36 protein-coding genes and 1 other annotated feature are annotated in these 25,665 nt (G+C 42.2%); of the genes, 24 read left to right on the top strand and 12 right to left on the bottom strand.

The features are described from left to right. Positions 1-210 precede the first annotated feature (210 nt). The gene (locus QOZ98_RS01770) at positions 211-1,140 is read left to right on the top strand and encodes a phosphotransferase (protein ID WP_308785830.1); all 930 of its coding nucleotides are present in this window, start codon (positions 211-213) and stop codon (positions 1,138-1,140) included. A 120-nt stretch (positions 1,141-1,260) separates the two neighbouring features. Here the strand turns inward: QOZ98_RS01770 and QOZ98_RS01765 are convergent, their stop codons facing one another. Then, positions 1,261-2,052, bottom strand: a complete 792-nt coding sequence (locus QOZ98_RS01765) for an alpha/beta fold hydrolase (RefSeq protein ID WP_308785829.1) — start codon at positions 2,050-2,052, stop codon at positions 1,261-1,263. Positions 2,053-2,221: 169 nt separating this feature from the next. Between QOZ98_RS01765 and QOZ98_RS01760 the strand changes: the two genes are divergently transcribed. The 16 genes from QOZ98_RS01760 to QOZ98_RS01685 all read left to right on the top strand — a co-directional run bounded on the left by QOZ98_RS01760 (position 2,222) and on the right by QOZ98_RS01685 (position 14,454). Continuing rightward, positions 2,222-2,530, top strand: coding sequence for a hypothetical protein (locus tag QOZ98_RS01760; protein ID WP_308785828.1), 309 nt, complete (start codon positions 2,222-2,224; stop codon positions 2,528-2,530). 176 nt (positions 2,531-2,706) lie between these two features. Then, entirely contained in the window at positions 2,707-2,922 is a 216-nt protein-coding gene (locus QOZ98_RS01755) for a hypothetical protein (protein WP_058385191.1), read from the top strand. A 189-nt stretch (positions 2,923-3,111) separates the two neighbouring features. Continuing rightward, positions 3,112-3,531, top strand: a complete 420-nt coding sequence (locus QOZ98_RS01750) for an Rrf2 family transcriptional regulator (protein WP_308785827.1) — start codon at positions 3,112-3,114, stop codon at positions 3,529-3,531. Between the two features lie 25 nt (positions 3,532-3,556). Next, positions 3,557-4,468 (top strand): NAD(P)/FAD-dependent oxidoreductase, encoded by a 912-nt coding sequence (locus QOZ98_RS01745; RefSeq protein ID WP_308785826.1) that lies wholly within the window; start codon positions 3,557-3,559, stop codon positions 4,466-4,468. 43 nt (positions 4,469-4,511) lie between these two features. Beyond that, positions 4,512-5,093, top strand: coding sequence for a class I SAM-dependent methyltransferase (locus tag QOZ98_RS01740; RefSeq protein ID WP_308785825.1), 582 nt, complete (start codon positions 4,512-4,514; stop codon positions 5,091-5,093). 259 nt (positions 5,094-5,352) lie between these two features. Beyond that, the gene (locus QOZ98_RS01735; RefSeq protein ID WP_308785824.1) at positions 5,353-6,741 is read left to right on the top strand and encodes a M1 family metallopeptidase; all 1,389 of its coding nucleotides are present in this window, start codon (positions 5,353-5,355) and stop codon (positions 6,739-6,741) included. Between the two features lie 364 nt (positions 6,742-7,105). Beyond that, positions 7,106-7,579, top strand: a complete 474-nt coding sequence (locus QOZ98_RS01730) for a hypothetical protein (RefSeq protein WP_308785823.1) — start codon at positions 7,106-7,108, stop codon at positions 7,577-7,579. A 109-nt stretch (positions 7,580-7,688) separates the two neighbouring features. Next, the gene (locus QOZ98_RS01725; RefSeq protein ID WP_308785822.1) at positions 7,689-8,183 is read left to right on the top strand and encodes a hypothetical protein; all 495 of its coding nucleotides are present in this window, start codon (positions 7,689-7,691) and stop codon (positions 8,181-8,183) included. 48 nt (positions 8,184-8,231) lie between these two features. Continuing rightward, the gene (locus tag QOZ98_RS01720; protein ID WP_308785821.1) at positions 8,232-8,639 is read left to right on the top strand and encodes an NUDIX hydrolase; all 408 of its coding nucleotides are present in this window, start codon (positions 8,232-8,234) and stop codon (positions 8,637-8,639) included. Positions 8,640-8,762: 123 nt separating this feature from the next. Further along, positions 8,763-8,977, top strand: a binding site (T-box leader). 53 nt (positions 8,978-9,030) lie between these two features. Next, positions 9,031-10,722: an arginine--tRNA ligase gene (argS, locus tag QOZ98_RS01715; protein ID WP_308785820.1), complete on the top strand. Its 1,692-nt coding sequence runs from the start codon at positions 9,031-9,033 to the stop codon at positions 10,720-10,722. A 26-nt stretch (positions 10,723-10,748) separates the two neighbouring features. Beyond that, positions 10,749-11,180, top strand: a complete 432-nt coding sequence (locus QOZ98_RS01710; protein ID WP_308786131.1) for an HIT family protein — start codon at positions 10,749-10,751, stop codon at positions 11,178-11,180. Positions 11,181-11,330: 150 nt separating this feature from the next. Next, positions 11,331-12,575 carry an MFS transporter gene (locus QOZ98_RS01705; protein WP_308785819.1) on the top strand — a complete coding sequence of 415 codons (1,245 nt, stop codon included), beginning with the start codon at positions 11,331-11,333 and terminating at the stop codon, positions 12,573-12,575. Between the two features lie 36 nt (positions 12,576-12,611). Then, a complete protein-coding gene (locus QOZ98_RS01700) occupies positions 12,612-13,151 on the top strand; it encodes a GNAT family N-acetyltransferase (protein ID WP_308785818.1) in 540 nt (179 codons plus the stop codon). Positions 13,152-13,227: 76 nt separating this feature from the next. Continuing rightward, positions 13,228-13,683 (top strand): GNAT family N-acetyltransferase, encoded by a 456-nt coding sequence (locus QOZ98_RS01695; RefSeq protein ID WP_308785817.1) that lies wholly within the window; start codon positions 13,228-13,230, stop codon positions 13,681-13,683. Positions 13,684-13,746: 63 nt separating this feature from the next. After that, complete coding sequence (locus tag QOZ98_RS01690) at positions 13,747-14,022, top strand: ArsR/SmtB family transcription factor (RefSeq protein ID WP_308785816.1); 276 nt, start codon at positions 13,747-13,749, stop codon at positions 14,020-14,022. 45 nt (positions 14,023-14,067) lie between these two features. Beyond that, complete coding sequence (locus QOZ98_RS01685; protein ID WP_308785815.1) at positions 14,068-14,454, top strand: VOC family protein; 387 nt, start codon at positions 14,068-14,070, stop codon at positions 14,452-14,454. 49 nt (positions 14,455-14,503) lie between these two features. Here QOZ98_RS01685 and QOZ98_RS01680 read toward each other — a convergent pair whose 3' ends face one another. From QOZ98_RS01680 to QOZ98_RS01665, 4 genes are all read right to left on the bottom strand, one after another. Beyond that, positions 14,504-15,025 (bottom strand): GNAT family N-acetyltransferase, encoded by a 522-nt coding sequence (locus QOZ98_RS01680; RefSeq protein WP_308785814.1) that lies wholly within the window; start codon positions 15,023-15,025, stop codon positions 14,504-14,506. A 227-nt stretch (positions 15,026-15,252) separates the two neighbouring features. Then, positions 15,253-16,437, bottom strand: coding sequence for an MFS transporter (locus tag QOZ98_RS01675; RefSeq protein ID WP_308785813.1), 1,185 nt, complete (start codon positions 16,435-16,437; stop codon positions 15,253-15,255). Between the two features lie 75 nt (positions 16,438-16,512). Continuing rightward, entirely contained in the window at positions 16,513-17,091 is a 579-nt protein-coding gene (locus QOZ98_RS01670; protein WP_308785812.1) for a TetR/AcrR family transcriptional regulator, read from the bottom strand. Between the two features lie 250 nt (positions 17,092-17,341). Next, positions 17,342-18,142 (bottom strand): TIGR00266 family protein, encoded by an 801-nt coding sequence (locus QOZ98_RS01665; protein WP_308785811.1) that lies wholly within the window; start codon positions 18,140-18,142, stop codon positions 17,342-17,344. 117 nt (positions 18,143-18,259) lie between these two features. Here QOZ98_RS01665 and QOZ98_RS01660 point away from each other — a divergent pair, with 117 nt between their 5' ends. Together QOZ98_RS01660 and QOZ98_RS01655 are read left to right on the top strand one after the other, a co-directional pair. After that, positions 18,260-18,748: a cupin domain-containing protein gene (locus QOZ98_RS01660; RefSeq protein WP_308785810.1), complete on the top strand. Its 489-nt coding sequence runs from the start codon at positions 18,260-18,262 to the stop codon at positions 18,746-18,748. 75 nt (positions 18,749-18,823) lie between these two features. Next, positions 18,824-19,069, top strand: a complete 246-nt coding sequence (locus tag QOZ98_RS01655; RefSeq protein ID WP_308785809.1) for a hypothetical protein — start codon at positions 18,824-18,826, stop codon at positions 19,067-19,069. Positions 19,070-19,133: 64 nt separating this feature from the next. Here QOZ98_RS01655 and QOZ98_RS01650 read toward each other — a convergent pair whose 3' ends face one another. Further along, positions 19,134-19,778 (bottom strand): SDR family oxidoreductase, encoded by a 645-nt coding sequence (locus QOZ98_RS01650; RefSeq protein ID WP_308785808.1) that lies wholly within the window; start codon positions 19,776-19,778, stop codon positions 19,134-19,136. 193 nt (positions 19,779-19,971) lie between these two features. Between QOZ98_RS01650 and QOZ98_RS01645 the strand changes: the two genes are divergently transcribed. From QOZ98_RS01645 to QOZ98_RS01635, 3 genes are read left to right on the top strand one after another with little or no spacing between them, the layout of a single operon-like run. Continuing rightward, positions 19,972-20,178, top strand: coding sequence for a hypothetical protein (locus QOZ98_RS01645; protein WP_308785807.1), 207 nt, complete (start codon positions 19,972-19,974; stop codon positions 20,176-20,178). Positions 20,179-20,198: 20 nt separating this feature from the next. Beyond that, the gene (locus QOZ98_RS01640) at positions 20,199-21,209 is read left to right on the top strand and encodes a S66 family peptidase (protein WP_308785806.1); all 1,011 of its coding nucleotides are present in this window, start codon (positions 20,199-20,201) and stop codon (positions 21,207-21,209) included. A gap of 15 nt (positions 21,210-21,224) precedes the next feature. Then, positions 21,225-21,722 carry a GNAT family N-acetyltransferase gene (locus QOZ98_RS01635; RefSeq protein WP_308785805.1) on the top strand — a complete coding sequence of 166 codons (498 nt, stop codon included), beginning with the start codon at positions 21,225-21,227 and terminating at the stop codon, positions 21,720-21,722. Positions 21,723-21,771: 49 nt separating this feature from the next. Here the strand turns inward: QOZ98_RS01635 and QOZ98_RS01630 are convergent, their stop codons facing one another. After that, entirely contained in the window at positions 21,772-22,782 is a 1,011-nt protein-coding gene (locus QOZ98_RS01630; protein ID WP_308785804.1) for a PQQ-dependent sugar dehydrogenase, read from the bottom strand. A 75-nt stretch (positions 22,783-22,857) separates the two neighbouring features. On the opposite strand from QOZ98_RS01630, the gene QOZ98_RS01625 reads away from it, so the two are divergent. Further along, positions 22,858-22,980, top strand: a complete 123-nt coding sequence (locus tag QOZ98_RS01625) for a hypothetical protein (RefSeq protein WP_308785803.1) — start codon at positions 22,858-22,860, stop codon at positions 22,978-22,980. Positions 22,981-23,155: 175 nt separating this feature from the next. Here QOZ98_RS01625 and QOZ98_RS01620 read toward each other — a convergent pair whose 3' ends face one another. From QOZ98_RS01620 to QOZ98_RS01605, 4 genes are all read right to left on the bottom strand, one after another. Beyond that, positions 23,156-23,470 carry a hypothetical protein gene (locus QOZ98_RS01620; protein ID WP_308785802.1) on the bottom strand — a complete coding sequence of 105 codons (315 nt, stop codon included), beginning with the start codon at positions 23,468-23,470 and terminating at the stop codon, positions 23,156-23,158. Positions 23,471-23,489: 19 nt separating this feature from the next. Beyond that, positions 23,490-23,699, bottom strand: a complete 210-nt coding sequence (locus QOZ98_RS01615; RefSeq protein WP_142826366.1) for a hypothetical protein — start codon at positions 23,697-23,699, stop codon at positions 23,490-23,492. A 116-nt stretch (positions 23,700-23,815) separates the two neighbouring features. Continuing rightward, positions 23,816-24,205 carry a ribonuclease HI family protein gene (locus tag QOZ98_RS01610; RefSeq protein WP_308785801.1) on the bottom strand — a complete coding sequence of 130 codons (390 nt, stop codon included), beginning with the start codon at positions 24,203-24,205 and terminating at the stop codon, positions 23,816-23,818. 8 nt (positions 24,206-24,213) lie between these two features. Continuing rightward, complete coding sequence (locus QOZ98_RS01605) at positions 24,214-24,897, bottom strand: queuosine precursor transporter (RefSeq protein ID WP_308785800.1); 684 nt, start codon at positions 24,895-24,897, stop codon at positions 24,214-24,216. A 145-nt stretch (positions 24,898-25,042) separates the two neighbouring features. Here QOZ98_RS01605 and QOZ98_RS01600 point away from each other — a divergent pair, with 145 nt between their 5' ends. Next, entirely contained in the window at positions 25,043-25,243 is a 201-nt protein-coding gene (locus tag QOZ98_RS01600; protein ID WP_142826363.1) for a zinc-finger domain-containing protein, read from the top strand. A 65-nt stretch (positions 25,244-25,308) separates the two neighbouring features. Here the strand turns inward: QOZ98_RS01600 and QOZ98_RS01595 are convergent, their stop codons facing one another. After that, entirely contained in the window at positions 25,309-25,518 is a 210-nt protein-coding gene (locus QOZ98_RS01595) for a cold-shock protein (RefSeq protein ID WP_142826362.1), read from the bottom strand. Between the last annotated feature and the right edge of the window lie 147 nt (positions 25,519-25,665).

Here is a 25,665-nt window from a genome sequence, read left to right as displayed (position 1 = left end):
AAAGAGGGTGGATCTATAGTGGATTCATCCTTTTTTACGTATTTTGAAAAATCTATACTCACTATTTTAATCCTATCCACAGCATAAAAATTTGTCATTTTACAAGATCTCATTCATTGGTAAAATAATACAAAGAACTAAAGCCCACTATTCCTAAATTTTTTGACAACAGAGTCCATATTAAAGCAGTTAACCTAAGGGGGAAATTAAATGAATGCCAAATCAATAGTTGAAAAATTTGGATTCCATCCGAAAGAAGAACCTGTTAGCATTTATCCCTTTTCGCCAGTTTACCGAATAACAAGTTTCAGTAAGAATTTTATTGTAAAGCAAACACAAAATCCGATTTTGAAAGCTAGGCGTCTGATGGAGTATACAAATAATTTGAGAAAACAAGGAGTAAAAGTTGTGGTGCCTGCCATTTTGGCAACTGAAAATCCCATGTCCATCGGTGAAGAGACTTACGTTGTATATCCCTTTATCGCAGGAGAATTTTATTCAGGAAGGGATGTTGAAATTAAAGACGCGGGAAGGATGTTTGGCAAAATCCACTCTCTTTCGTCCTCAAAAAATGAATTTGAGTTAGACCCATACAATGTATTTGATTTTAACGAAGCTGAAGTAAAAGACAGTGTTAAAAATATCATTAAAAATGCTGCCGCCTGGGACATTGAAATATCCCCGAAGTTAGAAAGCCGTCTTATGCAATCAGTCTCCAATCAAGGCGAGTTGAAAAACGCAAGGTTGCCTCATGTTGCCACGCCTCATGATTTCAAAGCGAATAACTTGATTTATACACCTGATCCTTATTTGGTGGATCCGGACAATGCTGGGTGGATACCCCGCGTGTTTGATTTGGCTTTGGTGCTCTTATTGTTTCACAATGAACTGGCGACAGCGCCGGATCAGCCATTTAGCCACGCGCAATGGCACATATTTTTAGCAGGCTATAAGGAATTCATTGCCTTTACATTAGTAGAGGAAAATTACTGGCAGAAAGCTGTAGAGCATGTTTTTCTTGATGAAGTCATGTGGCTGATGGCGGACGTAATAGAAGATTGGCAAAACCCGGCCCAACGCAATTTGTTTGAGCATCTCATTGAATTATTGATGGATCTTGAAGCTTATGACATTAAATAGGAGCGAGAAGCTTTAAAAGTAAAGATGCTTTTTATATATGAACTACTAAAGAAATATATAGAGTATAGGGATTAATGTTAGCCAGAGGCGCAGATCTCCCTTCTTAAAATAGTAAAGCATCTATTGGGTCACTGACACTAACCATTTTTCAATATGTGTTGCGATCAAGTTTGAATTGGTAAGTGGGAGCAGATGGTAACTGTCAGGGATTCGTTTTATTGTTGCATTGGTATTTGAAAAGAGAAAACTCCTTATTTTGTCTTCTTTAAAAGAAACTGGTTCCTGATCAGCCAGTAACAGCAAAACGGGAAGTTTTGTGTTTTGTTGTAAACAATAGTTGTTTTTCAGAATAGATTTTGAAAGTACATTTAAAGCTTTGGCTTTACTGTGATGGATGTAAACACCATCAGCTTGAAAGAAGTTTTTGAGAAAATAGCTTTTAATCCATTCTTTGTTAAAAGGAGACAACCTTTCCTTTGATTCGACTTGCTGACTGATGGCTTCTTGTAAATCCTCTAACTTTTCGACAATAGGAAGTTCAGTTTCTTCTTCACTCTCTTCGTAATCTCCACTGAAATAATAGCCGCCATCCAGCAGGGTCAAGGAGTGAATAGATTGAGGAAAGCTTTTGGAATAGCTTTGGATAATCCAAGCACCGATAGAATTGCCGATAAAATGTGCTTTTCGAATAGATAGTTGATCCAACAACTCCATTAGATCTTTCGTATAATTCTCGATTGAAAAGTCTTCAGAAGAACAATTATTATGTCCCGGTAAATCAACGGCAATAAAACGAAATTTTGCCAAATTTTTAGCCAGCTGCTCATACATTTCCTTCCGTTCTCCGAGCGCAGGTATAGCGATAATTGCCGGGCCAGTGCTTTCTTGATTGTAATCTATATACTGCAGCATTTAGGTACCTCCTGAAATTTCCTATAGTAGATATTATAATTACTTTGGCAACTGTTGTATAATCTCATCCTGGTTCTGCAGTTGGTTGAATCTAAAAGAGATAGTAAAGACGAAAAACTAGCTTGACACATTTGCAGTAAAATTAAAATACGAAAAGAGAGGTCACAGGATGAAAAAGTTATCTGGATGGATAATGGTCTGTTTTTTGTTGGCTACGATGTTCTGTGTTTTAGGGCAAGTAATAGCTGATTTTTTAAGTTACTATGTCTTTTCAATCGCGCCCATTCACTACTTGACCGGATTGACTATTCTTGGCATGATCATGTACATAGCAACTGGAATCCTAATGTTTATGCTGTTTAAGAAGAAGGATTTTGTTTCAGATAATAAAGAAATCTATTTTATGATAGTAGGCATAACTTCATTAAGTGCTTCTAGCTGGGCATTTTTTGTGATTGTGATGCGATGGGATAATTAGGAAATATACTTTTTAAATATTTGAAAGTCACTCAAATCTGCTAAAAGGATATTTAGTTTTCTATAAAAGAGTCAACCCGTGCTATAATGAAGAACTTAGGGCACTTGAGATTTTGCCTGAAATTGACCGGATGCCAAAAGCCTCCGCTTAGCAATAGAATATGGAGGTGTAACAATATGAACAAACGATGGACCTTTAAAGAAATTAAAGCATTTGTCGAGAAAAACTCAGACAGCAAATTGTTGTCGACGGAATACCACGGTTTCTCTCAAAAGCTGCTGTTTAAATGCGCATGCGGCAATAACTTCGAAAAAACATTTACAAAATTCAACACGAAAAACCAACGTAAATGTGACGTCTGCCAACCGCCCAAAGCACCCCGCGGGGAATAATAAATAAACAAACCACTGGTTTCTGTACAAAGAAATCAGTGGTTTTTATTATGGACATGTTGTTGAAAAGCACAGCAGATAGAATCAATTTGAAATCAACTGCTTGACTACTTATTAGCTAAATGATATATTTTTCTTATTAGAGATAACAAAAGTCTTTAATATCTTTGAATTAAAAAGGAGGGCATTATGAAATATTCAAATGCTACAAACTATGCTTTGCATACAATGGTGTATTTAATTTGGCTGCCAAAAGCCAGTACCGTTGGTGTTCAGGAGTTGGCAGAATTCCAAAAGCTATCGCCGACCTATCTGTCAAAGATATTGACTAAGCTTACGAAGGCAGGTTTGATTGAATCGACGCCCGGCGCAAAAGGCGGCTATAAAATCTCTAAATCTCCAAAAGAAATTTCGTTTTTAGATGTCATCATTGCGATTGAAGGAGAAAGCAATTTGTTTAATTGCTCGATCCATCATAACGAAGGATGCCTGATCGAAAAAGTTATGCGTGAGTCTGAAGACAATATGAAAGAGGAGCTTAGCAACAGGCTGCTCATCGATATTGTGGAGAAGATGGAGCTGCAAAAGCAGGCCAAGGAAAGCAATTAAAACTTCATAGAAGGAAGATGATGGCATGATATTGGACTGTGCAGTAATTGGCGGAGGGCCAGCGGGATTAAATGCTTCGCTGGTTCTCGGGAGGGCAAGGAAGAAAACCGTCTTGTTTGACGACAATAAACCGCGCAATGCAGTGACTTCGGAAGCACATGGATTTATCACACGCGATGGCATAAATCCTCAGGAGTTAAAGCGAATCGCGCAAGAAGAGTTAGCCAACTATCCAGACGTTAAAATTGAAAGACAGCGAGTATTCCGTGTAAGTAAAGAACACGAGCTGTTCCGCATTGAGACAGAGAATGGCGAACTCTTCAAAGCAAAAAAGCTTATTTTAGCAACCGGCTTTAAAGAAGTTCTTCCGGACATCGACCGGCTAGAGGAGTTTTATGGAAGCAGCCTGTTCAGCTGTCCTTTTTGCGACGGCTGGGAACTCAGAGACCAACCGCTGGCTGTCATTGCAGAAATACCGGGTGCTTTTCATATGGCAAAAGTGGCTTCCAATTGGACAGATGACTTGGTTTTTTGTACGAACGGTAAGCAAATTCTTTCAGAGGATGAAAAGAAGATTTTGGAGATGAACGGGATCGGAGTGAATGAGAAAAAAATTCAGACATTGATTGGGGAAAATGGAGCTTTAGAAGGGATTGAATTCGAAGACGGAGAAATTCTTTCGCGCACAGGAGGATTTGTTGCGTCTCAATGGGTACAGCCTTCTGCTATTGGTTCGCTGCTTGGCTGTAAGTTAAACGAGCGGGGCGGAATAGAAGCCGATCGTTTTCAACGGACCAATGTCACTGGCGTCTTTGCTTGTGGAGACACCTTAATGGGCGGACCGTCGCAGTTGATCATCGCAGCTGCAGAAGGCAGTATGGCTGGAATTGGCGTTAATGGAGAACTGCTTGAGGAAAGATTTTTGACGGTGAGCTAGGGCAAAAAAACCTATAAATAACAGTAGAAGAGGAGAAATGCAAATGACAGGTGAACACAGCAAGTCCCACGCAAGCCATCAACACGGAAAATTATCTTACCTGGAGAGTGCCAAAAGAAGAGCGGAGTTTTCACCGGAAGAGCTGCTTGATAGAATTCCTTTAAAGAAAACAGATCACCTATTAGACTTTGGTGCAGGCACAGGCTATTTTACAATTCCCGCAGCTAAAAGGCTGGAGGGCCAAGTATATGCACTGGATATCGATCCAAGCATGCTGGAGATCATTGGTCAAAAAGCGATGGACGAACAGCTCACCAATATCGTTCCAATCCAAGGAGGCAGCGCCGAACTTCCGTTAGCCGACAAATCCATTGATGCAGCAATCGCTTCACTCGTTTTACACGAGATCGATCCCTTGTCTGAAGTATTAATCGGAATTAGGAATGCCTTGAAAGTGAACGGCTATTTGATTGTGGTTGAGCTGGAACCCAAAGAAAATTCAATGCAGAAAGCACCAAGAATTTCACAAGCAGGAATGGAAAAAGAAATAACGGACGCGGGAATGCGCATAACCGAAAAGTTCTTTCCCACAGAATTTTTGTATGTATTGATTGCTCAAAAATAAGAGTGTTGCAAAAACATTTCTCTTTTTTTATACTAATAATAGACAATAAGTGTCTTTAAAGTATCTAATTAAAGCTTATAATTAACTCAAAGTATTCTAGAAAGAGCAGATTTTATGTCTGCTCTTTTTATTATTTGTAAAAACTGCGAGCTAGCTATAAAAACAAATGATAAAATTTAGGAAGAATAATCTCTTGCCGTGATTTACCAAAAACAGCTGCAAGGCATTATAAAACAATTGCAGAAACGGGGGATGCAGGATGAAGCTGAAAATTTGGGCAGTTGTACTGGTAATAGTTATTGGGATTATCAGCTTTTGGGTTTTGAGGAATGTTGTTTTTTGTGAAGAATGCGGTCAACAGGTGACGGAAATGCCGCAAGATGCAACAAATGCGGTTTATGACATAAAGTTCGAATTGAACGAGGCAGGAGAGTTTCAAGTGGCTGCTTCAGTTGACGTAACGAACGACTCTTCGGATTCCTGGTCGGAAATCAGATTTTACTTGGTTCCGAACGCCATGAATTCGGTAGAAACTCCGTTGTACGAAGATGAGGAACTGGAAATTGAAGTTTCTGCCGTATCTGTTGACGGGCAAGAAGCCGCGTACAACTTAGACAATAACGAACTGATGGTGGAGCTGGATGCAGGTTTGGAAACGGCATCGGAGGCGAAAGTCGCAATTGAGTATTCGATGGTTTTGCCGCAAAACGGCATGCGCCTGTCTCAAGTGGACGATAACTATTATTTAGCGCATTGGTACCCAATGCTCGGGCATTATCAAGATGGTTGGGACATTAATGACTATGATCCAATTGGCGAGTCCTATGATACGGATTATGGAGACTTTACGGTAACTTTCGACTTGCCCAAGGATTATTTGGTCGCAAGTTCTGCTGAAGATGGCCCAATTGAAGCAACATCGACCGGTACAGTCAGTGGAGAAAACATCAAAGATTTTTATATGGCTATCATGAATCCCGACGAGTGGGAATTTGAAACGGTTCAAGCCAATAATACGGATCTGCGGGTATTTACGCCCCGCTCAGCGAATATGCTTGAAGAGACTTCTGAACTGGCAGTAGATGCTTATGTCTATTTTGAAGAAAATATTGGGGATAACCCGTTTGGTGAACTGGACATCATTGGGAACGATGGTTACATGGAGTATCCGAATATTATCGAAGTGGCTGCGGATGCAGCCTCCCAGGAATCCGTCCTGGTGCACGAAATTGCCCACCAATGGTTTTATTTCATAGTGACAAATGATTCCTACAACGAAGCCTGGTTGGATGAAGGAGTGACGGAATTCAGCAGTTCGCTTTTCCTTAGTGACTATTACGATAATGAGGAATATGGATTTTGGGGCGCTTTAACGGCCGAAGAATACTATCCGCCAGAAACCTACGTAAACTTGCCGCTCGATCAATTTGAAGACGAGTCTTATTACTCCACCATTTACGGCAAGGTTCCGATGTTGCTCAAGGAGCATTTTGATCTTTTGGATGAAGACGAGGCGGCGCTTGAATTTCTTTCGGCTTACTACAAAGAATTTCAGTTCAAGCAAGTGAATACAGAGGAATTTAAAGTGTTTTTCGAAGACTATTTTGAAGGAGACCAAAGTGAATTTTTGAATAGTTGGTTAGAATAGAAGAATGTTAGAAAGGAGCTGTCCCAAAATAGGCTGACGTCCATTCCGGCGGACGCTTTTTGCGGGCTTGCGCCGCAGGAGTCGCCGCTTTCATTCCCGTCAACTCGTTTTAAAACCGGCATAGAAAAGCAATCCTTTTCTTTGCCGGTTTTATATTTTGTAGTTATGAGACAGGGTTTTAAAAATCTGTCAGAACAAAACCTTTACTAATACTGAAGCTAGAGATGAAGCAGCTGTAAAGTTACCAGTATTTTTGCGTCCTAATACATCTAAAGTCTTAGTCCGAAGCCACCCTTAGGCCGATTATTTATAGGATATCCCTGATTACAATGGATCTAATGGGAAACTTAAATAACAATGAGGAGTGACGATTATCGAACCAAACAACTTGCAGTCTTCCCGTAAGTTAGTTACATTATCGATTGTTTTGCTGGCTGCAATTGTGGCTGTGTCTGGATTTTTCTTAAATTCGCTTGATAGAAATCAACTGGTCCAAAATTTTTGGGTCGATATGTTTCAAAACGATTCCAAAATTCAACAGGACATGAGCAGAGGAGAAGCCACCATTTCAGCAGAAGAATTTGCAAGTGATAATACTCTGATTGCTAAAAATGTCCTAGTTATCCCTTATTATATGCTAATCATTGCTACAGTTCTGAGTTTGCTCGGTTTTCTTACTATTGGCGTGAATCCTGTAGTTGCGACTGTATTTTTGGCATTAGCCGGTATTTTGTCTCTTTTTACTATTTTTCCAGCAATTTTACTGTTCCGTGCTTCTGGTAAGTTATTCGAAGCTATTAAACTTGAGCGCATAACGTTTAAAGAAAAAGCTTTGTGACTCAAAGATTTTTTGTGGATAAAACTTATTTAGGAGCTGTCACAAGGAGATTTTTATAAAATGGAGAATACAACCACATAACAAACTAAAAAAAGTGGAGAGGTTCTCTGTGAATAAAATACTTATGCTGGTATACGCAATTTGTGGAATCATAGCTATTGGCGTTTTCTATAGCATGAATTTATTAACGCAGCCGGTGAATAATGATGATTATTGGGGAGGCAATGGCAATCCTGCATTGTTCATTCCTGTAGTAGCAATGCCGTTCATTTTATATTTTTTATATGGAACGACGGAATTATCAATGCGGGCAAATGAAAGATGGCTTTTACGCAAGGGCACTATTGGTGGAATCTTAATCAGCACAACTTATATTTTGGCGGCTTCATTTTTCACGTATAATAAAGCATTCGAATTTCGCAAGTATATTGTTGATGTGAAAGGTGCTTCCAGCTATCCAGAGGAATTCGCTTTGTTCAACGTTTTTTCCACCCACATATTTCTTAATCCACTCACCTTTATTTTGGTGGTGATGGTTTGTTTTTTAACAGGAGCAGTTTGGAGCTTAGCAAGAAATAGAAAAGAAAAAGTCCAAATTCTATGAATATCATCTCAATGCGTAGTAAAAATCAGGTTGAAGGGATTTTGCTAAGTGAATAACGAAAAAATCATTTGGACTGGCGCAGCTGGAATTGTAATGGTGCAAAATAAAATTCTTATGGTGAGAGAAAAAGCCACTAAGAACTGGAGTGTACCGTCAGGCGAAATTGAAAAAGGCGAAACTCCTGAACAGGCATGTGCAAGAGAGGTTTGGGAAGAAACCGGGTTTAAAGTTAAAATTGCAAATTCCATACGTATTAAAAGAGAAATAGTTGAGAACTATGACGTGACTACCTATTATTTTAAATGTGAAATCACTGATGGAGAACTTTCTTATGCAGATCCAGATGAAGAGATTGAAGAAATTTCTTGGAAAACTTATGAAGATTTGTTGGCGATACAGCATGATTATCCTGAAGATTTGGAAATGCTATTGTCTTTTTTTGAAGAAAGTAACTAAAAGTTTAAGTACATGGCGCTTCTCGAATTCTGTCTGCAATAGATATGTTTTACCGATTTATCCAACATAAGGAAAAATTGATTGACTTAAATTTACCTGGACGTTATGATAACTGAAAAATATGTAAATTCGATGATGAAGAGAGTAGTTGCAAATGGATGCGCCAGCGAGTCAGGGAGAGTGGAAGCCTGATTGTGTTTGTTGCAATGAAGCGCACTTCTGAGAAACTGCCTGAACTTATTTGTAGGGTATTGTCGGGAAATCCCGTTATCAGTTTGAGCCGGTTCAGTTTATCCTGGACAATAAGAGTGGTACCGCGGGAAAAGCCCATCTCTGTATTTAATTATGCAGAGACGGGCTTTTTTGTTTTATCAAAAAGGAGGGGTAATGGATGGAATTGGTGAAAACGTATGCTGAGGAAATTGCTTTGGAGTTGAATGGATGGGTTGAACTGGATGAAATTATGAATTTGATAGAGCAGCCAAAGTTTGATAAGCAGGGAGACTTGGCATTTCCATGCTTTGCGTTGGCAAAAGCAATGAAAGAGTCGCCTGCAAAAATTGCCGAACAGCTGGCTACAAGAATTTCCAATCCGCACTTTGAACGGGTGATCGCGGAAGGGCCGTATGTGAATTGTTTTTACAACAAATCATTTGTCAGCGCAGAAGTCATGAGAGATATTTTGCATCAGCAGTCGGATTATGGCGCATCAGCATTTGGACAAACCCAGACCGTAACTTTGGATTTCTCTTCGCCTAATATTGCCAAGCCGTTTTCCATGGGCCATTTGCGGTCAACAGTGATCGGCAATTCGTTGGCACTTATCTCGGAAAAATGCGGGTATAAGGCGATACGCATAAATCACTTGGGCGACTGGGGAACTCAATTTGGCAAATTGATCACAGCTTACAAATTGTGGGGAAGTGAACAAGAAGTAAAGGATGCTCCAATCAGTGAACTGCTGAAGCTTTATGTAAAATTCCATCAGGAAGTTGGAAACAACCCAGAATTGGAAAGCGAAGCCAGGCTGTGGTTTAAAAAGCTTGAAGATGGCAACCCGGAAGCACAAAAATTATGGAAGTGGTTCCGTGATGAATCGCTTCAGGAATTTGCTAAAATCTATTCGCTGCTGGACATTGGTTTTGATTCCAATGACGGAGAGTCTTTTTACAACGATAAAATGGATGAAGTGGTGAAGCTGCTTCGAGCAAAACAACTGCTGGTCGAGTCGAACGGTGCAGAAGTTGTGGATTTGAGTGACTATAGCTTACCGCCATTTCTGATTAAAAAAAGGGACGGTGCGACCTTGTATGGTACGCGTGATTTGGCCGCAGCTTTGTACAGAAAAAGAAACTATCAGTTTGATCAGTCGTTTTATGTCGTAGGACAAGAACAGACGCTTCACTTTAAACAATTGTCTTTAGTGCTGGAAAAATTAGGGTATGACTGGCCGCAAGATATGAAGCATGTCTCTTTCGGCTTTATATTGAAAAACGGCAGGAAGATGTCGACCAGAAAAGGCGGAGTTGTTTTGCTTGAGCATGTGATCCAGCAAGCAATCGACCTTGCTGAAAATAACATTGCCGAAAAAAATTCAGCCTTGCCGGATAAAAGAGCGGTAGCGAAAATGGTCGGCATCGGGGCAATTATCTTCCATGACTTAAAAAATGACCGCCAAAATAACATCGAGTTTTCACTGGCAGATATGCTGAAGTTCGAAGGGGCAACCGGTCCCTATGTTCAGTATACACATGCAAGAGCGTGCTCAATATTAACAAAATCTTCATTTGAGCCGGATCAACTCGAACCGGCTGGCCTGAATGATGAGCATAGCTGGCCGATTATCAAACTATTGCTGGCTTTTCCCGAAGTTATTGTAAAGAGCTTTGATTACACTGAGCCTTCTCAAATTGCCAAGTATCTCATTTTTTTGGCACAGGAATTCAACTCTTATTACGCTCACGTGAAAATTTTGAACGAAGACATCGAGCAAGAGGGAAGGGTGGCGTTGGTTCAGGCTGTTGCTATTGTATTAAAAGAAGGGTTAAGATTGCTTGGCATAAAAGCGCCTGAAAAAATGTAGAGAAGTGAAAGGTGGAAGAAAAAAACATGTCATATGAAGCCGATTGTCCGTTTTGCAACCCATATAAAGATCACAATCAAAAGATGGTATTTGAAAATCAAACCTGCTTCTTCCTGCAGCATGACAAAGAGCAAGAGGTACTGGAAGGCAGTGGAGTGATTGTGCCAAAGCTACACCGTGTGACTGTATTTGATTTAACAAAAGAGGAGTGGAACGACACGTATGACTTACTGCACCAAGCCAAAGAATATTTGGCTGCAGAGTTTGCTCCAGATGGTTTTGCACTCGGCTGGAACGTTGGAGAAGCTTCAAATCAGTCGATTGGCCATTGCCATCTTCATGTGATCCCCAGATATAATGACGAGCCATTAGCCGGAAAAGGTCTTCGCCATTGGCTAAAGCAGCCGGAAAATAAACGGAGTAAAGAAATCTTTGGGACCAATAACGCAAGCGTATAAAGAAATAGTATCGCTATAAAATTACTTATTATGGAATAATAAAATGGTATACTGGTGGTATGTCAGAAAACTCGCTTAATAGATAAAGCACTATATATTGAACGATGGAGTCTACTCTACAATACAGTTTTTCTGAAAGAGGTGTTGGAGGTGAAGCAAAAGATAATAGCCTGGAAAACACCAGCCACCCTCCTTAGTTCATTGAGCATTGCGGGTATCGGAGACTTTATCTACCTGATCGCAATCAACATCATTGTTTATCAAATGACGGGGTCTGCTGCTGCAGTAGCAGGACTATGGGTTATCAGTCCCTTAACCAACGTTGCCACAAAGTTTTGGACCGGAAGTTTTATCGACTACCGGAGCAAGAAAAAGATTATGTTGGTGACGTTCTTTTTACGTGCGGCGTTTATATCTTTGATTCCTTTTGCGCCAAATCTTCTTGCGATTTATGCGATTCTCGTTCTTTTGAGCATTGCCAAATCATTTTTTGGACCGGCATCGATGACTTATGTGACGATGCTGGTGGCTCCGCATAAGCGAAAACGATTCAACTCGTTGCGGTCCTTTGCCTCTTCCGGAGCCTTTATCATCGGGCCTGCTATAGGCGGTGCGCTTATTTTAATGACGAACATCTCTTTAACTTTATGGATAAACGCCAGTTTCTTTCTGATTGCGGCCCTTGTTTTGGCCTTTCTGTCGGAAACAGAAAAACTTCATCAGAAAAAGATACCTGCTTTGACGTTCTCACAAGTTGTAAAAGATTTTACGGTCGTTTTGGATTTTATGGCAGAAAAGAAATACGTAACTGTCATTTATATGAGTTTTCTGGCAGTAATGCTATTTTCTTTTGCCATGGATGTCCAAGAAGTTGTTTTCATCCAAGAGGTGATCGGATTGTCCGAAGTGGATTACAGTTTGCTCATTAGTATCACAGGCATCGGTTCAGTGAGTGGTGCGCTGTTGCTCTCCGTATTTGCCAATAAGATTTCCATCCGCAAAATGATCGTCACCGGCTTGCTGATGATGACGACAGGTTATGTTATCTATGCGTTCTCTTGGTCTTTCGCATCGGTTACGGTAGGTTTTGTTATCCTAGGGTTCTTTAACGTTTTTCTGAATGCAGGAATCGCGACATTCTATCAAAACAATGTTCCCGTATCCATCATGGGAAGAGTGACGAGCATCTTTGGGCTGATTCAAAGTATTTTTCAGATCTTTTTCATTCTGGCAATCGGTTTCTTGGCCGACTGGATCTCATTAAAACTGACGATCGGCTCTCTTGCGGTCATCATGCTGATCACGGCGTTGCTGTATTCCATCGCTGTGTTGAATCCGAAGCAGTCTGAATGGTACGAAGAAGAGGAGGAGGAAATTAAAGAGAAGTTTGCCTAATGTAGGCTGATAAAAGAAAGGCAGGCATGATGGCTAATGGAGATCGACCAGCTAGATTTTTCTTCATACCGTATACGGACGGCAACTGATCAAGATGCCTACTACTTATCTGAACTAAGGCTGCAAATAGATGGAGAAACGGAAAATCTGGACAGAGAAAAAGGCGAAGCATACATAGATGAAGAGGGTTTTCGAAGCTTGATTGAAAAGGATAGAGCGAGTGGAAACAGCCTTTTTTTAGTCGCCGAGGCAAATGGACAGCTCGTTGCATTTTCCAGGTGCGCTGGGAGTGATTTAAAGAGGACTTTGCATCAAACTGAATTTGGCATCGCTGTGGTGAAAGCGTTTTGGGGCCAAGGAATTGGGCAAAACCTGCTAACTGAATCTATCCGATGGGCAGACGAAGTTGGCATCTGCAAAATAAGCTTGAGGGTTCTAGAAACCAACATTAAAGCAATCAAATTGTATAAAAAATACGACTTTGAAGTAGAGGGAATTTTAAAGAAAGATAAACTTCTTTCTGATGGCAACTACTATAATACGGTTTTGATGGGTAGGATAAATGAAAACACATAGGGATTTTTGCATTTAGAACTATACTTCTCTAAGAAGTTTTAACGTTCCATGCAAGAAGGTTAGTAGGGGTGTAAAAGTGGAAATAGAAACTAAACGGTTAAAGATGATTTCTTGTGACAGCGAATCGATCCGACTGATGGAAGACCAAAAGTATGAAAATGGCCCCCAAGCAGCCAACCATGTAAAGGCACTTCTGGACGATTCATCTATGGATGGATGGGGAAGCTGGCTTGTGCTTCGAAAATCTGACGGTGTAATACTTGGAGATGCAGGTTTTAAAGGAAAGCCAAATCCCGAGAACCAAGTTGAAATCGGCTATGGCTTCCTTGAATCTTATTGGGGAATGGGCTATGCGACAGAAGCAGTCGAAGGGCTTTTGGACTGGGCATTTAAAGCGAATGTGGTTGAAAAAGTAGTGGCAGAAACAGACCGAAACAACTCTGGATCTATTCGCGTGCTGAAGAAAGCGGGAATGGAAGAAACAAATGAACTTGAAGACATGATTTATTGGCAATTAATCAAGCAGCGATAGGACCGGATATCCGGTCCTTAATTGTTCTTGACATGCAACTATATGGTTGCTTATAATGGGGATATGAAGAATAAAGACGCAGTATTTAAAGCACTCAGTGACTCGACACGGCGGTTAATATTGGACGAACTGTCCGAACGCAATGAAATGACTCTGTATGAATTGACGGTTCGCCTGATTACGAAACACCATCTCGCAATTACCAGGCAGGCAATCGCTAAGCACCTCTCTATATTAGATGAAGCGGGGCTGGTAAAGTCCACAAAAAAGGGGAAGTACCGGGTGCTGACTTTCAACAAGGAACCTTTGGAAAACTTGCTGGAAGACTGGATCAGGTAAGTAAAGGAACAAGGGAACTACCTTTATCTAAGGAGGCATATCAGAATGAACATTATTGTGACCAGTTTATTTGTTGAAGATCAGGATAAAGCTTTGGAGTTTTATTCGGGAACGCTCGGCTTTGTGAAAAAGCACGATATACCGATGGGAGAATTCAGGTGGATCACCGTTGTTTCACCGGACCATCAACAGGGAACAGAGCTTGTGCTAGAACCGAACGTCCATCCAGCAGCTAGGGAGTATCAACAGAAAATTTTTGCGGAAGGTGTTCCAGCTACTATGTTTGGTGTGGAAGATGTTCAAAAAGAGTTCGAACGATTACTCGACCATGGTGTAAGCTTCACCATAGAGCCAACAGAAATGGGTAACGTTAAAATAGCTGTATTCGATGATACATGCGGCAATTTAATTCAAATTGCGCAAATGCTTTAAACACACCAGAAAACCGTTCTTCAGCTGAAGACGGTTTTTTTGCAGCGATTTATAGTTTCTCCAAAACGTCATTAAGATCGTCCCATTCATATATCAACTCGTTCAGTATTTTTTCATCCCAGTTTAGTTGGACAGTGTTCACCAGCTTCGCGCCATAATGTTCATAAAAATATCGTGTTTTATTGTCTTCCAGCACCTCAACAAAGATTCGTTTATAACCTAATTTTTTGAAATGCAGGAACAGCTCTTTCAACAGCATTTTTCCAATGCCTTGTCCCTGGTATTCTTCAAGTAAGTAAATGGAAGTCAAATCGCCAGATCTGTCTACTGTATTGGTATCTCTTTTTGAAGCAGTGCCAAAGCCGATGATGTCGCCGCTATCAGTTTCTGCCACAACCACATAATCATCCTTTTTTCCAATGTTGTTTTCCCATAAAGCTGTCCGTTTTTCGTAAGACAAACTGTCGAGATAACTGTTTGAAAAGATGCCTTTATAAGTCGTTCTCCAGCTATCTACGTGAACTTTTGCGATGGCGGAAGCATCTTCTACTAGAGCTTTTCGTATATGCATCGTTTCATCCTTCCTGATTTTGTATTATTTCATAAATAATAACATACATCCAATGTTTCAATAGTGCGTAGAGCTAAAACTTATTGAAAAAACTAAAAAATATATTTCGGCTTTAACGCACAAAAACCAACGGATTGGAATGTGAAAAAGAGGCTGCTGGATTTGAGAACTTCAAATCCAGCAGCCTCTTTAATTTGTTTTGACTAAACACTTCAGGAAACACAAAGTCATGTAGTCATTGCTTTTCCTTCTGAAAAAGCAGGTCTTTTCCATACGTACGTCAAGGCAATGCCCACCGCTAAAACAACAGTGGCAAAATAGAAAGGATAGTTCGAATCAATATCGAACAAGATGCCGCCAATGATCGGACCGAAAATATTGCCGATGCTCGTAAACATGGAGTTCATCCCTCCGGCAAATCCCTGCTCGTTTCCGGCTATCCTCGACAGATAGGTGGTGACAGCAGGACGCATTAAGTCAAAACCGACAAATACCACCATCGTGACCAGCAGAATCGACCAGTAGCTGGTAACTATCGTCATGGCGAATACAAGGACGGTTGAAACCAGTAAACTGTAGCGGATCAGACGGATTTCACCAAGCCATTGAGTCAGCCGGTTAAACAAGCCTATCTGGAAAATCACTCCGACAATAGCGCCGAGTGAAATGACAATGGCAATGTCTTTCGCGGTAAAGCTGAACTTATGGTCGACAAATAATGCAAACAGCGACTCAAATGCGGCCAATCCAAATGATGAAATGAGGATGACCATAAAGGCGATAAAGTACATCGGAGAAAAAACCCTTTTGAATCCTGATTTTGGCAAAGGCTGATGTTTTTCTTCCACTTCGTAATTCCGTTCCGGTTCTGTAAGAGTGATGAGCGATAAAATGGTCGCAAACAAACCGAAAGCGGCTGCAAAGAAAAATGGAAGCCGGGTGCCAATATCAGCTAGGAAGCCGCCGATTCCAGGTCCGATAATAAAGCCGGTGGATATTGCTGCAGACATATAGCCCAATGCCTTTGGCCGTGTACTGCTGGTTGTGATGTCCGCTATATAAGCGGTCACTGCCGGCATGATAAAGGCAGCGCTGATTCCTCCCAAAATGCGTGAAAAGAACAGGACTTCCACTGTTTGTCCGAGGCCGAAGAGCAGTTCGGAGATGCTGAAGATGAGCAGCCCGATGATGATCATCGGCTTTCGGCCAAAGCTGTCCACCAATCGGCCGGCAATAGGTGAAACAATGAGCTGAGCCAAAGCAAAAGCGGAAACCATATACCCGACGACGGTTCCGGAAATGCCTAACTCGTTCATTATGGTTGGAGTGACTGGAATGACAAGCCCAATCCCTAAAAATGCAATAAATAGATTGAGCAGCAAGGTTGAAAGAACTAATTTGTTTGTTTTCATGTGGTGATCTCCTTATGGCAATCGTGCCTGGTGAATACTGAAAAAATTGTTAAAGTGACAAAAATCTTTCGAAACCTATCGAATTAATCCACGCCAAAAAATGGGCCAAACAGCTTGAAGGCGCTGATTGTATTTTTCCATTCCGCTATAAACTAATTCATTCATGACTCCTTCGGTGATTGTCAAATAAGCCAAAGCCGCATTTGAAAAATCCTCGGAGTACAAAACTTTTTCATGCCGGTGCCTTTCCCGCAACAGGCGGGTAAGGTGGCGATGCATCGCATTAAAAAAAGGATTGAATAATTCCCCGACTTCTGTTTTCAATTTCAGTGGTGGGAAATAGGCAACTCGTATGATAAACTTCATGCGTTCGTTGTCGCGGCTTTCTTTTGCGAGCCATTCAAAATACCCGAGCAACAGCGATTCCAAAGGCTCTTCCCGCATGGAATTAAAGTAAGCAGCCAATTGTGCTTTTAATGTATGGAGTGAATACTGTACGGCCGACAGGAATAAATCGTCCTTGCCTTTGTAATGGGCATATATCGATGGTTTTTTTATGCCCACTTCTTCAGCAATCTTGCTGAGCGAAGCACCTTCATAGCCTTCTTTAGCAAAATGGCTGACTGCAGTTTGGAGTATAAGATCTGACTTCATATTTCCACCTTCCTAACGGTCGTTAGGTTATATTCTCATGCAACACTAAGTTTGTCAATTCTTTTAGCAGTTCCAAAAATTTTCGGGCAGGTTGCAAGCCCAATTCTTAATATGTTAAAGCACATCGTTAAGAAATCCAGACTCTTGACTGAAAAAACGTCCAGTCAGCCCTTTGTTAAGGGAATAACTGGACGTTTCATCGTTCTGTCTATTTGTTTACATGCGCTGCATCTCCTTATTTAGTAACTAATCATCTTCCTCCCAGTATGTCGAACAATCCACCTGCTGCACTGCCTTCGCCTTGCGATCGTCCGGCAGGGTTTTGTGGAGCCGCCGCAAATACGCGGCTCGCCAAGCGGCTGAAAGGCATTGACTGGATCCAGACGCTTCCCGGACCACGCAATGTGGCAAAGAATAAACCTTCACCGCCGAACAAGGCAGTCTTGATGCCAGGAACCGTTTCGATATTGTAATCGACATCCCCGGTCATGGCGACCAAACAGCCGGTGTCAACGCGTAGGACTTCGCCTTTTTGAAGATTTTTGCGGTAAATTGTGCCGCCAGCATGGACAAAAGCCAGCCCGTCGCCTTCCAGTTTCTGCATGATAAAGCCTTCACCGCCAAAAAATCCGGCTCCGAGTTTGCGCTGGAATTCAATGCCGATGGAAACTCCTTTGGCCGCTGCCAGGAACGAATCTTTTTGGCAGATGATTTTGCCGTTCAGCATGCTCAAATCCATCGGAATGATCTTGCCGGGATAAGGTGCTGCGAATGACACGTGGCGTTTGCCGGTGCCTTTATTGGTGAACGCTGTCATGAATAAACTCTCGCCCGTGATGACGCGTTTTCCTGCTCCCATCAATTTGCCCATCAAGCCGCTGCCGCCAGAACTTTTGGAGCCATCGCCGAAAATCGTTTCCATAGCGATGCCGTCTTCCATCATCATCAATGCGCCTGCCTCTGCAATAACGGTTTCAGAAGGGTCAAGCTCCACTTCCACGAATTGCATATCATCCCCATGCAGTTTAAAATCGATTTCGTGATTATTCATCCTTATTCCTCCTCGGTCATACCGGTATTTTTGATATATAATGGATACGTCTAAAGAGATAGAAAGTTTCATTAATTTACGGAAGAGAAAAACTAATTAGGAATGGAGAGGGAAGCAATGAATGCAGAAGATTGGATCACCCATTTGGATATGGCCGCGCATCCGGAAGGCGGGTACTTTAAGCAATCGTTCGTTTCGCCTGAAAAAATCAGCCTTGCGACACATCCAGCAGAGCGGAACTTGTTCACCAGCATTTACTTTTTGCTGCGCTCACAGGACATTTCCCATTTCCACCGGCTGAAATCAGATGAGCTGTGGTATTTTCATATGGGCAACGCCGTTATGGTGCATATTTTGGATGCAGAGGGAAATTACCGGGCTGAGAAGTTAGGGCTGGATTTAGCGGGAGGGGAACGGCCGCAGGTACTGGTCGAAAAAGGCAGCATTTTCGGTTCAACAGTAGATGCAGAAAATACATTTTCACTAGTGGGCTGCATGGTTTCTCCAGGTTTTGATTTTGCTGATTTTGAATTATTGAAGCAGGCAGAACTGCTTCAACTTTATCCGGAACAGGAGCAGGTCATCAAAAAGCTTGCCTATGAATAAATTCCCCATGCTCTATCGGAGGAGGGGGATAAATGCTAGAATTATGGAAGACAAAGCAAAAGGGTGAGGGAGAAAATGGGGAGTCTTTTATTGATTTTGATTATTGCCGTGGCGATTTTTGTAGGAATTGCCTCCAAGAAATATTACGATAAGCCGTACATTGTGAATTTTGGCATCGCTTTAATGATGGCCTTATTGGTTATCCAGACATTTCTGATGACGCCGATTGGCGGACTCGGCTATGCGGCAATCGCTTTGTGCTCGATTGCGTTTGTGTTCCAGTTGGTGTTGGGTATCAAAAACTTGAAAACAGTATCATAAGCTATGAAAAACAAGCCACTGAATTAATTAGTGGCTTGTTTTTCATAGCATGTATTTAAGATGGTTAAAGTTGATTAAGTGCATCCGCTATATTGTCATCACCTGATACAATTTCAAAAGTCTTATTGTAGACATGTTCATTTGCAAGAGAATGAAACAACACACGTGCTACATCTTCCCGTGGAATTTCACCGGAATCGAGATTTTCAGTTGCTAAAATCTTGCCAGTCCCCGGATCGTTGGTCAACAAGCCTGGCCGGATAATCGTATAGACCAAGCCACTAGCCCGTAAAATGTTATCAGCGTGGTGCTTGGCGACATAATAATAGGCCATGTCTTCTTTCCACATTTCCCGTTTATCGGCATTGATGGCACTGATCATGAGAAAGCGTTCAGTTCCGGTTTGTTCAGCTGCTTCAATGGTTTTCGCTGCACCATCCAAATCAATAAGCAAAGTTTTATCAGCACCTGTCGCACCGCCGCTGCCGGCTGCAAATACGACGGCATCGCAGTCTGCCATAGCATCTGCAATTTCCTCTACACTGCCTTCAAGACTGGTTAAAACAGATTCGACGCCTAATCCATTAAAAAAACTGATTTGCTCTTCTTTGCGGATCATCGCTTTTGGTGTATGGTCTTCGCTGTCTGCCAGCATTTTTACAAAATGACGTCCAATTTGTCCATTTGCCCCTACTACCAACACTTTCATCCCAATCAGCCCCTCATATTTTTTCTGCTCTTACTCATCATATACCCTGAGAAGCCCATTTCAAGTCCGGCTCTTCTTTGTTTATTCTGAAAAATGACAATTAGGAGAAAAGGGGACTATATTCTCAAGTTAAGTTTAGTATAATGGTAGATATCTTAATGATTTTACTGCAACCGATTCTAGGAGGAACATAATGGACCAGCTAAGCGAAACTAAGACGATGAGTCACACTAAAACGACTGTAAGAAAAGAAACACCGCCTGATTTTTCGCAATTCAGAGGCGAAAGATTGGATAAGGAGCCAAGCCGTATTCTTGAATTGTTGGGCTATCTGGTTTGGTTCTGTGCCGGAGCCGGGATTTTGCTGGCTATGATTTATTCGTTATTTTATTTTGTTTAAACTAAAAGGGGGACTATTGGATGATTCGTTATCCTGCTACTACCTTTAAAACGATTGGCATAACCGCTCCATCTTCGGGAGTGGGTATCGAACAGCACAGCATTTTGGAACAAGCGATTGCCCGTCAAGAGCAGAACGGTTTCAATATAGTGGCAGGTGAAACGGCTTGGACGCAGGAATTTGCCAAGTCAGCTCCTGCTAAAAAGCGTGCGGATGAATTTATGGAAATGATGAACAATCCGGAAATCGATGTAATTATTCCTCCGTGGGGCGGCGAATTGCTTATTGAAACCTTGGAATACATGGATTTTACGAAGATGCAGCCTAAATGGGTGCTTGGGTATTCGGATCTCAGTGTTTTGTTGTTTGCCATTACATTAAAAACGGGAATTGCCACAGCACATGGCACCAATATCGTGGACTTGCGCGGCGAGACAAGCGATGATACGACCGGACGCTGGCTGTCAGTATTAAAAACGGCCGCAGGCGAAACGGTTGCCCAACAGTCGTCATCACTTTATCAGAAAGAATGGAACCATTTGGATCCGTCGCCAGTAGTTTTTCATTTAACGGAGCCGACCAGTTGGAAAACCGTTTCGGGATCAGCAGAAACTTTCTCGGGACGCCTATTGGGTGGATGCATTGATGTGATTCGAAACTTGATCGGAACACCATACGGGGACGTTCAAGCATTCCGGAAAGAGCATATGCCAGATGAAAAGCTCATTTGGTACTTGGAAAATTGCGAAACGACTGTTGCAGATCTGAAAAGGTCTTTGACAGGAATGAAATATGCAGGCTGGTTCGAAAATTGTTCCGGTATAGTCTTCGGACGAAGTGCGGCAAACAATCCGGTCGAGGGCTATACGGTTGAACGGATGTATCAGGATTTGGCTGACGATTTAAATCTTCCGATCGCTTATGATATTGATCTAGGGCATGTGCCGCCGCAGATTACATTTGTCAATGGTGCTTATGCGGAAATTCAGGTCGCAGATGGCAAAGGAACCGTCATTCAGGAATTCAAATAAAAAGGATGTCTGCTCATGGAGATTCGAAAGTTGGACGTTAAAGATGCACAGGTTTATTACGATTTGCGCATCGAAGCGCTAAAGGACAGTCCCGACGCATTCGCCACGAGACTGGAAGATGCCATTAAAAGACCAGTGGACATAACGGCGAAAAACTTAGCGCTGAAACATGCCGTCACGTTTGGCGCTTTTAAAGACGGCAACCTGCTTGGCAATGTAACGCTTGTACGCAATACAGCACCCAAGCTGGATCACCGGGCAACTGTCGTGGCTGTTTACGTGACGCCACGAGCCAGAGGCAATGGACTGGCTAGCCGTTTGATGAAAGAGCTGCTTCATTATGCCTCAAACTGGCAAGGCTTAGAGCGTATCGATTTGATGGTGGCCAGTGAAAATCTGCCAGCCATCGCGCTTTACGAACAAATGGATTTTGAAAAATACGGAACTGAAATAAAAGCCATGAAAACACCAGAAAAATACATTGATGAAAATTTAATGGTGAAATTTCTTTAGCATCAGTTTTAAACAAAAGGTGTATTGGATGGCTCCAATACACCTTTTGTTATTCATTCAATTTATAGAGATGGTCGTCGCCATCTGCAGGCGTTCCGCGCCCATCTGTGTTATTGGTGATAAAATAGAGAGAGTCGCCATCTGAAAAGACATCCCGCACGCGGCCGAAGCCTTCGATCGAGTCTAATACTTCGGCATTTTCGGGATCCAGTACTTTAATAGCGGTTCCGCGAAGTGCAGCCACGTATAGAGAGCCGTCATGCATGTCAATACCGCTTGGAGCCCAAGTATCGTCAGGTCCGGTAGTGAAAAACGGCGATTCCATGCCTTCTTCGGACTCATCGCCTTCGATGGTCGGCCAGCCATAATTATTGCCTTCTTCTATAATATTGATTTCATCATTAGCAGATTGGCCATGCCCGGATGCATACATGGTGTCTCCATCCCAGGTAATGCCCTGAGGATTGCGGTGTCCGTGTGAATAAATTTCAAATTCATTGGAACTGTTGAGCTTTAGGATTTTGCCGTTGACCGAGCCTAAATCCTGTGCAAGATCGGGGGTAGAAGCGTCCCCAATGGTTGCAAAGAGGGTGCCTTCTGCATCCAGTTCCAGGCGTCCGCCGTGATGGACGTTGCCTGTTGGGATTCCTTCAAGCAAAACCTCGTTTTCCTGCCATTGTTCATCTTCCAAAACGAGCGAGACGATTTTGTTGTAATCATTGCCTTCACTTTCGTAGACATAGTATCCATAGGCTTCCTGGCTTTCTTCAAAATCCTGCTTCAACACAAAGCCTAAAAAACCGGCTTCAGAAGCACCGGAAAGTGCATCGGAAAAATTGACTTCTTGGCGTGTCAAAGTTCCCTCTTCATCTATGTGGGCAACTTGTCCCGTACGCTCTGAAACATAAAACTCATCGCCTGTTTTATTGATAGCCCAAGGCGCTTCAAGCCCTGTCGCAATCGCTTCAAAAGGCGCAGTTGCTTCGTCTGGATTTGGAGCAGCATTGTTGCAGCCTGCCAGCAACAATAGTGAAAATGAGGGGATTAGTATTTTTTTCACAAAAAAACCTCCTTTTTCCCATCTTAATAGAATCGTTCACCGATAGGAAATATTACAGACAGAGGAGGTGATTCCATGCCGTTGCTAAAAGACGTCAAGGAAACAGAAGAAATACGCAAAAAGAAAAACCTGATCCGCATCATGACTTGGATAATCGTTGCCATCGCGCTGGTACTTGTTTGGTATTTTACCAAATAAAAAGTTTAGCCTGTTTAGATAAGCTGAACTGATCACCGTTGACAGCAGATGTTCGGCAAAACAGCTGCGTTATATAACAACGCCTTTAAAATGTTCGGGAATAAATCGTTTACAAACAAAAAAAGGACCCCAGCAGGACTCAAATCGTTCGAGTCCTGCTGGGGTCCTCATTCGTTTAAGCAGGCATTTTTTTCGTCTGGATGATTTCAACGATCACGATTCCTAAAGTAACACCAATCATCACATTAATGATCAGCGGGCTTAAAAACTCGTCGCGGAAAATGGTTGCGACGGTCAGTATGTAAAATGCTGCCTGTGTAATTTTGGCGATGCGCGGTACGCCGTCTTTCGGATAGCGCAGGCGCGCCATCTGAAAGACCAGGAATGCCAGAAGCAATGCCAGATAATGCGGCCAAGCCATGCTGCTGACCACATTATTGACGATGGCAAATACCAGCAATGGAATAAAATAAAACAACAGCGATTTCACGATAGAAGCCTCTTTTCAATTATTTTTTCGTGTTGTTCTGCTGTTTGCGAGAAACCAGCAAATACAGGTTATAAACGGAGAAAATCAGTGCAACGGTGACAATAACCACCGAAACGACCGGGTAGACAGAGGCTCCGTCTTGCATGATTTCAACAATTCGCGTATAAATGATCCACGGTCCGACGACCAAAATGAAGATATCAAGTGCAGTACCAAGTTTAGTTCTCATTAGGTTCCTCCAATAAAAGATAGTACCTTAATCTTATCAGACTTTCCCCGCAGCGTATGCATCGAAACAAAAACAGCCGCCTATAAAAAACAGGCGGCTGCCACAGATTGGACAGATTATTTATGTTTGCGCAGCTCGGTTCTTGCCAAAGCGTCTGCAGCCCGGTTTTGGGAGTCTGGAATCCACTTGATAAAGCAGAAGTCGAACAGGCCGCCGAGTTCCAGCGCTCTTGCAAGCAATGGTTTGAACTTCGGATTTTTGATCGATCCTCTTTCAAAAGCGTCCACTGTCACTTGGGAATCGGACTTGATCGACACCATGCCCGACGATAAGCCCGATGCAAGCTCCAGCCCTTTTACAAGCGCGGTAAATTCTGCCGTATGATTATCCATTTCCCCCACATATTCGCTCCATTGGATCGAGTGGCCTTCGCCGCGGATAAAAACGCCGACTGCACTGACTTGAGGGGTTCCGGCAGTTGCCGCATCCACAAACACTTCCAGCATGAAATCACCTACTTTTCGTCAATGGGTTTGATCCGTTTTGCAAGATAGCCGAACGGCGTATCCAAAACAGAGACAATAAACTTCAGCACATAGGTCGAGATGAAAATTTGAAGCCAGACATCGAGCGGGAATACACCCCAGAAAGCGATGGAAGTAAAAATAAGCGTATCCAAAAGCTGGCTGATCAGTGTCGAACCATTGTTGCGGATCCAGAACTGGCTGTCTTTTGGAAACATTTTGCGCAGCGCACTGAAGATGATGACGTCCAGATGCTGGCTGGCGAGATAAGCGACCATGCTGCCGATGGCAATTTGCGGAATCAATCCAAAAATCGTTTCCAGCGAGCCTTGTGCAAAATCACTTTCAGCCGGTACAAATTTCAGTCCGAACTGCATGACCAAAACCATGATAAGCAGCGAAGAAAAGCCGAGCCATACCGCTTTTTTTGCTTCTTTCTTGCCATATTTTTCATTCAGGATATCGGTTGCCAGAAATGTCGAGGCATACAGGCTATTGCCCAATGTAGCTGTTAAGCCGATAATCTCAATGGTCTTGGTCACTTGGATATTGGCCAAAATCGTCGAAATGGCCACCCAGGCAAACAAGCCGGTCTTTCCAAAAAACTTATACATGATCAATAACAGTACAAAATTGAACAAGGCAAAGCCAAGTCCCCAAAATTCATTAAACAAAAAACTTCCTCCTTAGTTTTGGTAGAGCGGGAATTTGCGAACCGCTTGGTCCTCTAAAATATCCTCAGTTAGTATAACTATTGTTGGAATAAAAAACAAATGCGTAGTAGAATGAAGAAATGACGATTTGCTAAGAGGTGACAAAGTGAAAAAAGTTTCCATTATCAATGAAATTGACGAAATGCTGACTACGTATTGTGATGGCTGCTTTGTGCGGACCCAACTTCGCAAAGATGAAGGGAAAACTGCCGCCCACAGATTTTGCATCAGCAGCTGTACAGTCGGCACCCAATTGCAATTCCTTGGAAATGAGCTCAACAAAGTCGGAACCGGCGATAAACAATAAACTGTTTTTCTTCTGCAATACAAAAAGCAGGAACGGAAATTCCGTCCCTGCTTTTTTCTATTGTTTTACTCTGAATCGATTTGTATAACATTTGCTGCCTGTGGTCCGCGGTTGCCGTCAATAATATCGAATGACACGGTCTTGCCCTCGGCCAATGTCTTAAACCCATCGCCCTGGATGCCTGTAAAATGGACAAATACATCATCACCATCATTATACTCAATAAATCCGTAGCCTTTTTCTGAGTTAAACCATTTCACTGTTCCTTGGTGCATGCGAGTTCCCCCTATTATTGAGTATGCCATGGACCTATAGACGCCATGTTATGGATGGCTATACTATACATGAAGCCTATGGAAACGTCAATAATCGTTGGGAATACAGGCATTATGGAATGATTTCAGGTTATAATAGAAGAAACA

This window comes from Planomicrobium stackebrandtii (assembly GCF_030814955.1).
Taxonomy (GTDB): domain Bacteria; phylum Bacillota; class Bacilli; order Bacillales_A; family Planococcaceae; genus Planococcus; species Planococcus stackebrandtii.
This window is presented reverse-complemented; position numbering and strand designations above follow the sequence as displayed.